12 protein-coding genes are annotated in these 14093 nt (G+C 72.4%); 2 read left to right on the top strand and 10 right to left on the bottom strand.

The features are described 5' to 3' along the window. Nucleotides 1-106: 106 nt before the first annotated feature. The gene (locus ACV530_RS32605) at nt 107-1741 is read right to left on the bottom strand and encodes a glycoside hydrolase family 13 protein (RefSeq protein ID WP_494336298.1); all 1635 of its coding nucleotides are present in this window, start codon (nt 1739-1741) and stop codon (nt 107-109) included. 158 nt (nt 1742-1899) lie between these two features. Here ACV530_RS32605 and ACV530_RS32600 point away from each other — a divergent pair, with 158 nt between their 5' ends. Then, nucleotides 1900-2868, top strand: a complete 969-nt coding sequence (locus ACV530_RS32600; protein ID WP_494336297.1) for an endonuclease/exonuclease/phosphatase family protein — start codon at nt 1900-1902, stop codon at nt 2866-2868. A gap of 9 nt (nt 2869-2877) precedes the next feature. Here ACV530_RS32600 and ACV530_RS32595 read toward each other — a convergent pair whose 3' ends face one another. The 6 genes from ACV530_RS32595 to ACV530_RS32570 form a co-directional block, all read right to left on the bottom strand. Further along, a complete protein-coding gene (locus ACV530_RS32595; RefSeq protein ID WP_494336296.1) occupies nt 2878-3558 on the bottom strand; it encodes a TetR/AcrR family transcriptional regulator in 681 nt (226 codons plus the stop codon). A 73-nt stretch (nt 3559-3631) separates the two neighbouring features. Then, on the bottom strand, nt 3632-5572 hold the full coding sequence (locus ACV530_RS32590; RefSeq protein WP_494336295.1) for a hypothetical protein: 1941 nt from the start codon (nt 5570-5572) through the stop codon (nt 3632-3634). A 147-nt stretch (nt 5573-5719) separates the two neighbouring features. After that, nucleotides 5720-6502, bottom strand: a complete 783-nt coding sequence (locus ACV530_RS32585) for a tyrosine-protein phosphatase (protein WP_494336294.1) — start codon at nt 6500-6502, stop codon at nt 5720-5722. Nucleotides 6503-6565: 63 nt separating this feature from the next. Beyond that, nucleotides 6566-7213, bottom strand: coding sequence for a LuxR C-terminal-related transcriptional regulator (locus ACV530_RS32580; protein WP_494336293.1), 648 nt, complete (start codon nt 7211-7213; stop codon nt 6566-6568). A gap of 53 nt (nt 7214-7266) precedes the next feature. Next, nucleotides 7267-7713: a cupin domain-containing protein gene (locus ACV530_RS32575; protein WP_494336292.1), complete on the bottom strand. Its 447-nt coding sequence runs from the start codon at nt 7711-7713 to the stop codon at nt 7267-7269. A gap of 22 nt (nt 7714-7735) precedes the next feature. Next, on the bottom strand, nt 7736-9001 hold the full coding sequence (locus ACV530_RS32570; protein WP_494336291.1) for a sensor histidine kinase: 1266 nt from the start codon (nt 8999-9001) through the stop codon (nt 7736-7738). Between the two features lie 179 nt (nt 9002-9180). On the opposite strand from ACV530_RS32570, the gene ACV530_RS32565 reads away from it, so the two are divergent. Beyond that, on the top strand, nt 9181-11436 hold the full coding sequence (locus ACV530_RS32565; protein ID WP_494336290.1) for an MMPL family transporter: 2256 nt from the start codon (nt 9181-9183) through the stop codon (nt 11434-11436). On the opposite strand, the gene ACV530_RS32560 is transcribed toward ACV530_RS32565, so the two are convergent. From ACV530_RS32560 to ACV530_RS32550, 3 genes are all read right to left on the bottom strand, one after another. Further along, nucleotides 11406-11948: a winged helix-turn-helix domain-containing protein gene (locus tag ACV530_RS32560; RefSeq protein WP_494336289.1), complete on the bottom strand. Its 543-nt coding sequence runs from the start codon at nt 11946-11948 to the stop codon at nt 11406-11408. The genes ACV530_RS32565 and ACV530_RS32560 overlap by 31 nt on opposite strands. 331 nt (nt 11949-12279) lie before the next feature. Then, complete coding sequence (locus ACV530_RS32555) at nt 12280-13530, bottom strand: RNA-guided endonuclease InsQ/TnpB family protein (protein WP_494336288.1); 1251 nt, start codon at nt 13528-13530, stop codon at nt 12280-12282. Nucleotides 13531-13634: 104 nt separating this feature from the next. Beyond that, the gene (locus tag ACV530_RS32550) at nt 13635-14003 is read right to left on the bottom strand and encodes an arsenate reductase family protein (protein WP_494336287.1); all 369 of its coding nucleotides are present in this window, start codon (nt 14001-14003) and stop codon (nt 13635-13637) included. Nucleotides 14004-14093: the final 90 nt, after the last annotated feature.

Genomic DNA, 14093 nt, shown 5'->3' with positions numbered 1-14093 from the left:
CTCCGAAAGCCCCCGTTCACACGCAGGAGTGAACGATGAGTGTGTGATCAGTTGCCGAGCGTCGTCGGGTGACGCCCGGCACTCCGCCGTTCGGGTGACGTTTGGCCTAGGCCTCCCACCAGGTGCAGGAGTCCGCGGGCAGCCAGGCCGTCTCGCCCATGAGCCCGGGTGCCGCGGTGGCCAGCACCGGGCGGCGGCCCGGCATCGGCAGCTCCACCGGGCGGCCGAGGGTGTTGAGCGTGCAGACGAAGCCCGGGCGGGCGAAGGCCAGGACGCCCTCCGGGGCCTCGAGCCAGGTCATCTCGCCGCCGCCGAGCCCCGGCAGCTCGCGCCGCAGCGCCAGCGCCGAGCGGTAGAGCTCCAGCGTCGAGCGCGGGTCGCCCGACTGCGCCGCCACCGACAGCTCGCGCCACGCCGCGGGCTGCGGCAGCCAGCTGCCGCCCGGCCCGAAGCCGTACGGGGCCGCGTCGCCCGACCACGGGATCGGCACCCGGCAGCCGTCGCGGGTGCCGTCCTGGCCGTCGCCGCGGAAGAACGCCGGGTCCTGGCGCACCTCGTCCGGCAGGTCCACGACCTCCGGCAGGCCGAGCTCCTCGCCCTGGTAGACGTACGTCGAGCCGGGCAGGGCCAGCATCAGCAGCGCCGCGGCCCGGGCCCGGCGGTCGCCCTGTGTGCCGCCGCCGTAGCGGGTGGTGTGCCGCACCACGTCGTGGTTGGACAGCACCCAGGTGGTGGGTGCGCCGACGGACAGGGTGGCCGCCATCGATTCCTCGATCACGGCCCGCATGGGGTCCGCTCCCCACGCGCAGTTGAGGAACTGGAAGTTGAAGGCCTGGTGCAGTTCGTCGGGGCGTACGTACAGCGCGAGCCGTTCGGGGGTCGGGGCCCACGCCTCGGCCACGCCGATGCGGTCGCCGTCGTAGGAGTCCAGCAGTCGCCGCCAGGAGCGGTGGATCTCGTGCACGCCGTCCTGGTCGAAGAACGGCAGCACCTGGTTGCCGATGAGTTTGGCCTGTTCCTTGCGGCCGATGTCCGGCAGCCCCGGCGCCTTGATCATGCCGTGTGCGACGTCGATACGGAAACCGTCGACCCCCAGGTCCAGCCAGAACCGCAGGACGGACTCGAACTCCTCGCGTACCTCGGGGTTCTCCCAGTTGAGGTCCGGCTGCTCGGGCGCGAACAGGTGGAGGTACCACTCGCCCGGGCTGCCGTCCGGCCGCACGGTGCGCGTCCAGGCGGGGCCGCCGAAGACGGACTCCCAGTCGTTCGGCGGCAGTTCGCCGCCCGGCCCCTTGCCCGGGCGGAAGTGGTAGCGCGTACGGTCGCGCCCGCCCGGCCGGCCGGCGAGCGCGGCGAGGAACCAGGCGTGCCGGTCGGAGGTGTGGTTGGGCACGATGTCGACGATGACCCGCAGCCCCAGCCGGTGCGCCTCGCGCACCAGGTCGTCGGCGTCCGCCAGGTCGCCGAACAGCGGGTCCACCGCACGGTAGTCCGTGACGTCGTACCCGCCGTCCGCCTGCGGGGAGGCGTAGAACGGGGTCAGCCACACCGCGTCCACGCCGAGACCGGCGAGATAGGGCAGCCGTTCGCGGATCCCGCGCAGATCGCCGACGCCGTCCCCGTCGCTGTCGGCGAACGAGCGCACGTACACCTGGTAGATGACGGCGCTCCGCCACCAGCCGTCCGCCGGGGCGGAGGAGGCTGCTACGGACTCGGGGGACGGCGCGAGGTTCTGGGTCATGAAGGTCCTTACGAGGGGCCCGTGTTGAGGAGAGGAAGCTAACAGGACCCCAAGGCTCGCGGAAGACCGTGCTGTGCGGTGGCATCCCGCGCGGAGGCACTCGGGGGTGTGCATGACAATGGTGTTTCAGTCAACCCCCTTGGGAGAGCATTGTGAGAATGTCCCGGATACGCACCCTGACGCGTCGCCTCACGGTCGGCGTGCTCGGCGGGGCGGCCGTCGCGCTGGCCCTGCCGGCGGACGCGAGTGCCGCCGTGGAGTCGGTGCGGGCCATGACCTGGAACATCTGCGGCGAGGCCGGCGGCCCGCCCGGTGACTCCAGCTACTGCCCGTACCGCAACGAACCGAAGCAGAAGGCGAAGGCCATCGCCGAGGTGGTGCGGGTGCGCAAGCTCAACGCGGTGATGCTGCAGGAGGTGTGCTCGGGGTCGCCGCGGCGCGGCGGGGCCACCGGGCCCAGCCAACTGACCGTGATCCTGGGCGCCTTGGGCCGCGGCTGGAACGCGGCGTGGGCGGAGAGCAAGCGCTATGACGGCCGTTCCGACTGCCGGGGAAAGCTCTCGGGCACGCTGAGCACCGCGATCCTGGTACGGGGGAAGATCAACCACCGGCCCGCACCGGTGCCGCTGCCGGTCCCGCTGCACAAGGACGCCGACCGCAACCAGGTGATGTGCGTGGGGGTGGCCGGCTGGAAGACCCATATCTGCACCACCCATATGTCCAACAACGACCAGCTGTTGGCGGCGGGGGTGTACGAGAAGGAGATCGCCACCGTCAGGAAGGTGATTTCCGCCTATCCCCGGGTGGTGCTCGGCGGCGACTTCAACATGGGCCTGTACAACCACCGGATCCCCGCCCGGCTGCAGCCGCTCTACCGGATGATGCCCGAGTGCGACCGGAAGTCCTACACGCCGGGCGACGCGACCGACGAGCCCACGCACTTCAGCTATGACCCGCGCACCGGCGGCTACACCGAGTCGAAGATCGACTACCTCTTCGGCACCGCCGGCTTCACCGGCTGCGATTCCTGGACACAGTTGGCCGACCACGCCGACTACCGGCACACCAAGCAGCCCACCGGCATCTCCGACCACGCGCCGCTGTACGGCTACACCAAGGCGAGCTGAGTCCGGGATCTAGGACGCGAGTGCGGCGAGGCGGTCGGCCAGGCCGTCGAACGGCTCGTCCGTCAGCATGTGCCGCAGCACCGCCGCCAACTCGTCGTCGTGCGCCGCGCTCACCGACGTGAGCGCCACGAAGGCCTGGACGAGCTGCAGCTCCAGCTCCGCGCGCGGGACGCGGCGGCCGTCCAGCCACAGCAGCGCGGTCGTCTCCGCCAGGGACATCCAGGAGCGCAGCGCGACCTCCAGGCGCGGGCCGGGCGCCGCGACGCCGAGGTGGACGAGCAGGTGCTCGTACGCCCTGCGGCGCACCCCGTCGGTCACCGCCTCCGTCTCGGGGGAGAGCGCACCCGCCGGTGCGCCGCGCAGCAGCGTGGCGAAGCCGGCGCCGTGGGACTCCACGAAGTCGAAGAAGCGGTTCACCACCCGCAACAGCCGTGTGCCGGGCGGTCCTTCGTACGGTTCGGCGAAGAGCGCGGTCAGCTCCTCGGCGGCGCGGCACAGCGCAGCCTCGTACAGGCTCTGCTTGCCGGTGAAGTAGCGGTAGAGGAGCGGCCGGGATATCCCGGCCGCCTCGGCGATGTCATCAAGGGACACGGCGTCGGGGGAGCGGTGGCTGAACAACTCGAGCGCGACGCCGATCAGCTGCTCGCGCCGCTCCTCGACGCCCATCCTGCGGCGCACCCCGGTGGTCATGGGATGCATCCTAAACGGACGCGGTAAAAGACCTGTCAGCGCCCGGTACTTGATCACTGGATCGCCGGATCCGCTAGTGCAGCATGCCGATCTTCTTTCCGTCGTCCAGCCGGGCGCTGAGTTCGGCCTGTGCGCCCGGCTTCGCCGGGAGTGCCAACGCCGGGCCCGGCGCGGTGCCGTGAACGCCGCCGGTGGCGGTGATCGAGGCGACGTCCTCGCTGCCCGCGGCGAGCGCGTACCACGTGCCCGCGCGCGACTTCCACAGCACACCCGCCAGTACGTGCGGGTCGTGCGCCCCGCACGCGGGGGAGTCCGCGGCCTGGGTGACGGCCGCCGCCTGGGAGGCGGGCCTGCCGCCCGGGGGCTGGAACTGGGCCAGCACCCGGCTGCCCGGGCCGCGCCAGGTCTCGCCTCGGGTGCAGTACCACGCGGCGCTCCCGGCGCCGCCGGGCAGCGGCTGGGCCGCGAACTGCCAGGCGTTGACCGACCGCATGCCCTGCGACCGCACCGTCTGCAGCCGGCACGCGGTGTGGGCCCACGCGGTGCGCGCCGCCGCGCTGTTGACGTCGTGCGGGGCCTCGGGGCTGCCGCCGGTGAGGCGGGCCGGGACGAGCTCGCCCAGGTCCGTCACCAGCCGGCCGCCGAGCTGGAGGGCCGTCCAGGAGGCGCAGTCGCCGGCCGCCGCGGGGACGGGGCTGCGGACGGGGTCGGTCACCCCGTCCGCGTCGCGGTGCAGCGGCTGTGCCGCGCCCTCCGGCTTGAGCAGGTCGCGCAGGGCCGCGCTGTCGGCCCAAGGGGCCGTCAGATAGCGGACGTTGCCGTCGGTGCGGCTGACGACGACGGCCGTCGCGGAGTCGGCGTCGGCCGCGTCCGTGCGCGCGAAGTCCAGGGCGGCGCCGCTCGTGTCGCCGTTCTTCGCCTCGGCGTAGCGCACCACGCGCAGGCCGTCGTAGAAGAGGGCGACCGCGGCGGAGTCCACGTCGCCCGCGTAGAGCAGCTGCGGGGGGCCCGCCGCGGGGCCCGTCTGGGTGCCCGGTGTCCCGGTGACCTGGACGGTGCCGCCCGGGCGCGCCCAGACGGCGAGCGCGCGGCGCAGCAGCGCCTCGTCGCCGGTGCGGTTGCCGCGCGCGGGCCAGGTGGCGAAGCCGGGGCGGTCGGCGCGCTGCCACGCGGTGGCCGATACGCGGCTCAACTGGGCCGGATCCAGGGCGCGTTGGGCCGACGCGTTGCTCGCGTACGGCGGGGCGGCGGCGCCGTCGCTGCCCCAGCCGTCGCCGGGCAGCCCCAGCAGCGCACCGCACAGCACGACCGCCGCGGCCGCCGCGGACGCGGCCCGGGTGTGCTGGCGGCGGCGCATCAGGTCGGTGGGCCGGGCCTGGAGGGAGCACGGGTCGAACTCCACCGACTCCAGCAGCGAGACGTCCCGGCTGCCGGGCGGGGTGCGCACGCCGGCCGCCTCGGCCAGGGCCGCGCCGGGGCCGTCTACCCCGGCGGCGGCCAGCAGGAGGTGGACTTCCCGCTCCGCCGGCAGCTCGAGGGCGCGCAGGACGAGCGCGGCCCGGCCGGGCGCGGACAGGCCCGCGAGGGCCTGGTCGAGGGCGAGTTCGTCGGCTCCGCCCGAGCGCGGGAACAGCCGCAGCCCCCACACCTGCGGGAGCAGCGGCGGCAGTTGGCCCACGCGGGGCAGCTGCCGCCGCCCGCGCGGACGGGCCGCGGCCAGCGCGGCTCTGAGCACGCGCTGGCGCACATAGGCGTAGCCCGGGTCGTCCGTGTCATGGGTCTCGCCGGTGACGCGGTTGCGTGGCAGGGACCGCTGGACGAGCGCGTGTGCGGTCAGCACCCGGCGGTGGCGGCCCAGTGTCGGCGGCAGCACGAGATAGCAGAGGCGCACGAGACGGGGGTAGTGCTCGATGAGCGCGGCTTCGGCCTGCTCGATGTCGACGTGGACGGTGGGGGCGGGGATGTGACCGGGGTCCGGGGCGAAGGGCCGGGGGGCTGTCGCTTGCTGCTCCACGTCCGTAGAACGAGTGAATGATGCGATGGTCACCTCACCCGTCGGTGTGTGTGGCGCTCCCGAAGTCCGCGCCGGCGGACGGCAGTTCGTGTGGTCCGTGGCCGATGCCACGGACCGTCGCGTCACGTCGCGGGACGCGATCCGCTCTCAGGCCACGTACCGTGCTCGTACCCGGTCCACCGACCGGCCCGGGACGCCGAGGCCCTCCCGTACGTAGCCCTCCGCCGACCCGTGCCGCCGCAGCATCTCCTCGAGGGCCGCCGCCAGATAGGAGGCGCGCACCCCGAACACCGCCTGCGCGATCTCCGGGTTCCCGCCGGCGGCGGTGAACCGGTCCACCACCGGGGCGAAGGGGGCCACGGAGCCGCCCGCGAGGTACTCGGCCTCCGCCGTTGCCTCGTCCGCGCCGAGCAACAGCAGCAGGACCACCGCGGCCCACCCGGTGCGGTCCTTGCCCGCCGTGCAGTGGAAGAGCAGCGGACCGCAGTCCGGCTCCGCGAGCGTGCCGATCAGCCGGCCGTACGCCCGGCAGGCGGGCTCCGAGGTCACGAACGACCGGTAGACGTCGCACATCAGCTTCTCGGCCTTGCCGCCCCCGAGCTGTTCCTCCGCCGCGGACGGGCTGCCGAGCGCCGACTCGAGGTGGGCCGGCATCGCGCCGGCGGCTGCCGTGGAGGCCAGGACGTCGGCGACGATCAGGCGCGCTCCCTGCGGCATCCGGTCGGGCCGCTCCTGCCGCTCGGCCTCGGTGCGCAGGTCCACGACGGTGCGGATGCCGAGCGCGGCCACGGCCGGGTCGGCCGCTGTGTCGAGCCGGTCGAGCTGTCCGGAGCGGAGCAGCAGACCGGGCCGGACGGCCGAGTTGCCGGCGAGCGCGACGCCCCCGAGGTCGCGCAGGTTGGGCACGGTCGAGGCGTCGAGCTGCGGCATGGGCACGTCTCCTTTGTCGGGCCTTCCGGCCCTATTGTGGCGAATGCCGGGGACGGCCGCCCGTCAGCCCCGGTCGAGATACGCCAGGACCGCCAGCACACGCCGGTTGTCGTCGTCGGACGGCGGCAGCCCCAGCTTGCCGAAGATGTTGGAGGTGTGCTTCGCGATCGCGCGCTCCGTGATGAACAGCTGTGCCGCGATGGCCGTGTTGGACCGTCCCTGCGCCATCAGCTCGATCACTTCGCGCTCCCGCGGGGTCAGCCGCCCCATCGGCGCGTCCTGCGACCGCCGGGTCAGCAGCTGTGAGATGACCTGCGGGTCCATCGCGGTGCCGCCCGCGGCCACGCGGCGTACGGCGTCGATGAACTGGTCCGCGTCGAAGACCCGGTCCTTGAGCAGATAGCCGATCCCGCCGCTGCCGTCGGCGAGCAGCTCCTGCGCGTACAGCTGCTCCACGTGCTGCGAGAGCACCAGCACCGGCAGTCCGGGCGTCGCCCGCCGGGCCGCGAGGGCGCACTGCAGGCCCTCGTCGGTGAAGGAGGGCGGCAGCCGGACGTCCACGATGGCCACGTCCGGCCGCAGTTCGGCGAGCGCCTCGGTCAGTGCCGGTCCGCTGTCGACCGCTGCCGCGATCTCGAAGTCGTACGCCTCGAGCATCCGTACCAGCCCGTCGCGCAACAGGAACAGGTCTTCGGCAAGGACAACGCGCACGGGAGCTCCAGAGTCGGGGGCGCCTCCGAGGCCGGGGGCGCCCCCATCCTCCCTTATACGGGCGGATACAGCATGAAGTCCTCGTAGGAGAAGCCCGGGGCCACCACGCAGGAGACCAACACGGGCTCGTCACCGGCCGGTTCCGCGGCCTGCCACGTGCCGCCGGGGAACACCACCTGGGGCCGCTCGCCGTGCTCGATGCCGGGGCCGAGCACCACCTCCGTCACACCCGCCTCGTCCGGGGTCTCGCCCTCGCCGCCGAAGCGCAGCCGCAGGGGGCCGCCCCGGTGCCACAGCCACATCTCGTCGGAGCGGACGCGGTGCCAGCGGGAGGACTCGCCGGGGTGGAGCAGGAAGTAGATGCCTGTCGCGAACGGCCGCGGGCCCGGGTAACCCTCGGGCACCACGGCGCCGTCCGTCTTCCACGTCTCGCGGAACCAGCCGCCCTCGACGTGCGGTTGGAGGCCGAGGAGGGTGACGAGTTCAGAGGTGTCGGTCATGTGACCACTGTGCCCCACCGCGTCAGGCGTTTGCCCTGAGTGTGCAGGGGATCTCGACGGTGACCATCGTCGGCCCGCCCGCCGGGCTGTTCACCGCGAGGACGCCGTCGAAGGCGCCGAGCCGTCGCTCGATGCCCGCGAGGCCCGTACCGAGCGACACATCGGCCCCGCCGTGCCCGTTGTCGGTGACGGCGATGCGCAGCATCCCCTCGGCGTGGTGCGCGTCCAGCCAGATCTGCCGGGCGCCCGAGTGCTTGACGGCGTTGGTGAGGATCTCGCTGACCGCGAAGTACGCGGCGGCCTCGACCGGTTCCTCGGCCCGGCCGGGCATCTCGACGGCCACCTCGACGGGCAGCGGCAGCCGCAGCGCCAGGGCCCGTACGGCGTCGGCGAAGCCGCGCTCGGCGAGTACGGGAGGGTGGATGCCGCGCACGAGGTCGCGCAGTTCGGTCAGCGCCTCGGCGGAGGACGCCCGGGCGGCGGCCAGCAGCTCCCTGGCCTTGGCGGGGTCCTTCTCGATCAGCGCCTCGATCGTGCCCAGGCTCATGCCCACGGCGACGAGCCGAGCCTGTGCGCCGTCGTGCAGATCGCGCTCGATGCGGCGCAGTTCGGCGGCCGAGGTGTCAACAGCGTCGTGTCGGGTCTCGGTCAGGCGCTCGACGCGCTGGGCCAGCGCCTGCGCGGGGGTGGGGGCGAGGAACGACTTGGCGAGGAGGAAGTTCGCGCGCAGCAGTGCCGGGTTCACGAACAGGCCGAGTACGCCGTACGCGACCCCGAGGACCGCGGCCATGTTGGCGGTGGTCTGGTCGGTGATGCGGAGGAAGGTGAACCACTCGTTGCCGCCGTTCTCGACGATCGGCTTCCAGACACCGAGGGCCAGCACGGGGCCGTACAGCACGTAGAGGAACAGGATCGGCGGCAGGATGGACAGGACGAAGCCCGCGATCATGTCCACCAGCAGCCACTGCAGGTCGCGCCAGGTGGCCTTGTCCTTCAGCAGGTCCCGGCACAGTTCTATCTGACCGAAAACACCGGGATATTGCTGCTTCAGTGGCAGATAGGGCGACGGAATGTCCACATCTGCCCAGGACTTGGCCTGGGCCCGGCGCGTGCCGGTGTAGGCCCGCACGGCCTTGATGACGTGTGGGGTGGTGAAGACACCGATGCCGGCCGTGATGAGGGCGATCGACACGATCGTGAGCGTAAACAAAATGATCGATGTGATCAGCCCGCTGATCGCCAGCCACCCTGCCCGTGCGGTGGCCAGTGGTGCTCTGCGGATCTTCATCGGTGCTCTCCCCGGTCGTGCCGAGGGCCCGTGTTGCCCGGGCCCTGCGTCCATTCTGCAAGGTCGGAGAGGGGCCGGTCACGGGGCGCAGACGGTCGGCGGGGGTGTACCCAGCACCACCCTCCGGGCGGGGGCCCCGGCGGCTGGGGGATCGCCGCCCGGATTCCTAGCGTCGGAGCGTGACCACTTCCACTCTTCCCCGGGCCCCTCAGCACGGCGGCCCGCCGCGCAGTCTCGCCGCCCGCCTCGGCGTCTGGAGCACCCGGCACCGCCGGACCGCGATCCTCGGCTGGCTGCTCTTCGTCGTCCTGGCCTCGGTGGCCGGGGGTGCGGCCGGCGTGGCGAAGATGACCACCGTCGAACAGAGCACGGGCGACACCGCCCGGGCCGAACGCATCCTCGCCGACGCGGGTATCCGCCATCCCGCCGCCGAAGCGGTCATGATCTCCGGCCCGGAGGCGGGCGGTTGGCGCTCCGCCGCCGGCGAGCTCGCCCGGGCCCTCGACGCCACCGGCCGCACCGAGGGCATCAAGAGCCCCCTGCCGTCCGCCGACAACAAGGCTGCCCTCCTGCGCTTCGCCGTCCGGGGCGACCCGGACACCGCCGGCGAGCGGGTGCAGCCCGTACTCGACGCGGTCGGCAGGGCCAGGACGGCCCACCCGGAGCTGGCCTTCCACCAGTACGGTGCCGCCAGTGGCGCCAAGTGGCTCGACACCATGCTCGGCGACGACTTCGGCACGGCCGAGTGGGTGGCCGTGCCGCTCGCCCTCGGCATCCTGCTCGTCGTCTTCGGCGCGGTGGTCGCCGCCCTGCTGCCGGTCGGCCTCGCCGTGACCGCGTTCGTCGCCGCCAACGGCCTGCTGGCCGTGGCCAGTCACGCGCTGCACGTGTTCCAGACCACCACCTCGGTGATGCTCCTCATGGGCCTCGCCGTCGGCGTCGACTACTGCCTGTTCTACCTGCGCCGCGAGCGCGACGAGCGGGCCGCCGGACGGGACGCCGGCACCGCGCTGCGCATCGCCGCCGCCACCAGCGGCCGGGCGGTGCTGGTCTCCGGGATCACCGTCATGGTGGCGATGGCCGGGCTGTTCCTGTCCGGACTCATGCTCTTCAAGGGCTTTGCCCTCGCGACCATCCTGGTCGTCCTCATCGCCATGCTCGGCTCGGTGACCGTCCTGCCCGCGCTCCTGTCCTGGCTCGGCGACCGCGTGGAGAAGGGCAGGCTGCCCCTCCTCGGCGCCCGCGCCCGGAAGAGCCGGACGCCCAGGGCGCGTCTCGCGGGTGCGGTGCTGCGGCCCGTCCTCGGCAGGCCCGCGGTCATGGCGGCCGGAGCCGTCGCCGTCCTGCTCGTGCTGGCCGCACCGGCCCTGGGCATGAAGACCCAACAGCTGGGCCTGCAGCAGCAGATGCCGAAGGACGCCCCGCTGCGCGTCTCCTACGAGCAGATCACCCGCACCTTCCCCGGCGGGCCCGACCCCGCCAAGGTCGTCGTCGCGGCCGACGACGTGACCTCGCCGCGCTTCACCGCCGCCGTGCAGGACTTCACCCGGCGGGCGCAGGCGAGCGGCCGGTTCGGGCACGGCATCACCGTCACCCCGTACGCGCGGCGGCACGTCGCGGAGATCTCCGTCCCGCTCGCCGGAGACGGCCGGGCCTCGCTGGACACGCTCCGGCACGACCTCGTCCCGCGGACGCTCGGCCCCGTGTCCCGGCACGCCTATGTGACCGGGGAGCTCGCCTCCGCCGCCGACTTCGACGACCAGCTCGGGCGCGGCATCGTCCCGGTCTTCGCGTTCATCACCGTCGCGACCTTCCTGCTGATGCTGCTGTGCTTCCGCTCACTGCCCGTTGCGGCGGTGTCCATCGCCCTCAACCTGCTGTCCGTGGCGGCCTCGTACGGGGTGATGACCGCCGTCTTCCAGCACGGCTGGGGCGCGGGCCCGCTCGGGGTGGAGGCGGCCGGGGCCGTCGAGAGCTGGATGCCGCTGTTCGTCCTCGTGGTGCTCTTCGGACTGTCCATGGACTACCACGTGTTCGTGGTGTCCCGGATCCGCGAGGCACGCGCCGGCGGGCTGTCGACCCGCGACGCCATCCGCGAGGGCATCCGGGCCACCGCCGGACCGGTCACCGGGGCCGCCACGATCATGGTCGCCGTGTTCGCGGTCTTCGCCATGCTCTCGATGCAGGACATGCAGCAGATGGGCGTCGGCCTCGCCGTGGCCGTCCTGCTCGACGCCACGGTCGTCCGCATGGTGCTGCTGCCCTCGGCCCTGGCCCTGCTCGGCGAGCGGAGCTGGCAACTCCCGCGCGGGCTGCGGTGGTTGCCGGACCTCTCGCACGCCGAGCACGCTTCGCACGCCGTGCACGCCTCGCCTGCCTCGCCCGCCGAGCAGTCGTCGGCCCGTCAGGAGCCGGTCGGGGGCGCGTACTTGTAGCCCACCCTGCGCACGGTCACGATCGACGCGCGGTGCTCCGCCCCCATCTTGCGGCGGAGCCGGGCGACGTGGACGTCGACCGTGCGCCCGTCGCCCACGTGACCGTAGCCCCACACCGTGGTCACCAGCTGGTCGCGGGTGTGCACCCGGTTCGGGTGCGCCACGAGGTGGGCCAGCAGCTCGAACTCCAGATAGGTCAGGTCCAGGGGCTTGCCCGCCACCCGCGCCGTCCGCTGCTCGGGGTCGATACTCACCAGCGCGTCCCCCCGGCCGACGGGCGGGGCGCTGTCGGTGCCGGGCCGTTCGGCCGGTACGAGCACCAGGTAGCCGACCATCGGCGGCTGCCCCGGCAGCGCGGGGAGGGAGTGCTGCGGTGCGGGCAGCCAGGTCGCCCCGGGGTGCAGCAGCTCCGCCACCGGCGGAACCTCGCCCGGGGCCACGGCTCGCAGCCGGTGACGGTGCGCGGCGCGGTCGGCGGGAAGGGTGCTGGGGAGGGTACGGAGAGTCGTCATGGAGAGCTCAGCTCTTTCGCGCGAGAAGCCGTCGAGAGGGACGTGCGGTGCGCGGGCCGTTGGCCGGCAGTGGTGCCGGTCGGCTGACTTCGACGTGGGTCAGCGAGAGAAGGGGGCCTGCGCGGGAAGGTACGCGCGACAACACACCCGGTCGAAATCGTGATGCTGGCGAGAAGGCCAGAAAGGCTCGAGGTCGTAGCGACCCTTCGCGGAGTTCTGGTGGCTGGCCATGTCCCCTATTGAAACATGATCGGCGGCCGGTGAGCAGTCCTTTGTCGGGGGCCTGACGCTGACCCTCGGTAATAACCCCTTACGCCTTGGGGAAGGTCAACTACACCGTCGCTGAGAGTGACGGGCTTGCACAACGGGCATCACTGGCGGTGATGCTGCGTTTGCGTCCAGCCCCGCGCCGCTGGGACGGTGGTGGGGCAGGGGCCGTTGACGGGGCCCCGCGTCGCCACAACTCCCGCGCACGGGCGCGGATGTTGCGGGAGCCGTTCCGGTCCGCGTGCGCAACGACGCCGCAGGACCGGCACGCGAACCACGCCTGTGAGACCCGGTTCGCCTTGTCGATGTGCCCGCACTCGGCGCAGGTACGGGAGGTGTACGCCGGATCGACGTAGACCACCGGTACCCCCGCTCTGCGGGCCTTGTACGCGATGAACTGCCCGAGCTGGTGGAACGCCCAGGAGTGCAGGGTGGCCCGTTGGGGCTTGTGAAGCCGTACCCGCTCGCGGATGCCCGTCAGGTCTTCCAGGGCGATCCCGCGACCGGTGCGTTCAGCCTCGGCCACCACATGTTTCGCGATCTTGTGGTTGATGTCCCGCGCCCGCCGCGCCTCCTTGCGCCTGCGCTTGTTCAGCCTGCGCCTGGCGGACGGGGTGTTCTTCTTCTGCAGCTTGGCCCGCAGCTTCCGCTCCCGCACCCGGCCGCGGTTGAGCTCACGCCCGGCCATGATCTCGCCATCGCTGGTGGTGGCGATGTTGACAATGCCCAGGTCGACGCCGAGGAAGTCCACCGGATCGGTGTTCAGCTCGTTTTCGGGCACCTCGCAGGTGGCCAGCAGGAACCACATACCGTCCCGGCAGACCAGATCGGACTCACCCCTGCGGTACAACGCCAGCGCGGCCAGCTGCCCGGGCGACGCCGTGAACACCACACCCTTGACCCGCCCGTCGACCGTCCAGATGGACACCCGCCGCTCAGCGACCTGCCAGGACAGCATCCGGTCGTCGTACGGCTGCGCCCCCTCCAGGCGGAAGACGACCGGCTTCTCCACCGCCCGGCGGTAGCGTTCCGAGCCCGGCCTGCCCAGGTTCCCGGCCCTCAGGTTCGCCTTGAGCGCAGTGTACGCGTCACACGTCTTCTTGATCACATGCTGGGCCGCCTGCGCCCCCAGCCCCCACCGCGCCTTCACCGTGTCATATGCGAGCCTGCGCAGCGCGAAGTTGTTCTTCACGCCCTGTTCGAAGGCGACCTGACTGGCCCAGGTGGCCGCCTTGTTGCAGGCACGCAGGGTCGCCTCAAGTGCCGCCGCCTGCAACGGTGTCGGCAGCAGCTTCACCTGCACCACCAGCTTCACCCCCGCGACGCTACCCGCCGATCCCGGGCCTCGCATTCGAACACGGGGAACTCCCCTGTTTATCCCGAGGGCCGTCGAGTGGGGACTGGTCGTGCCGTAAACCGTCAACTCCCCGACCGCGAAAGCGCCTCCCGCACCGCCTCGTCCGTGCGGGCCACCAGCGCCGAGCCGTCGTCCGCGGTGATGATCGGCCGCTGGATCAGCTTCGGGTGCTCGGCGAGCGCCTTGATCCAGCGGTCGCGCGCGGTGGCGTCGCGCGGCCAGTCCTTGAGGCCGAGCTCCTTCGCCGCCGCCTCCTGTGTGCGCGTGATGTCCCACGGCTCGAGGCCGAGCCGGTCGAGCACCGCGCGGATCTCCTCGGGGCCCGGCACGTCCTCGAGGTAGCGGCGGACGGTGTAGTCGGCGCCCTCGGCGTCGAGCAGGTGCACTGCGGAACGGCACTTCGAACAGGCCGGATTGATCCAGATCTCCATGCGCCACACCGTATCGCGCACCACTGTCAATTGCCGTCTGAGCTGGGGCGATTGTCAGTGCCCCGTCGTAAAATGGAGACAGTCGAACAA

This window comes from Streptomyces sp. SX-6, from assembly GCF_059089585.1.
The sequence above is the reverse complement of the archived record's forward strand: the minus strand, read 5'-3'. Positions and strand labels throughout refer to the sequence as shown.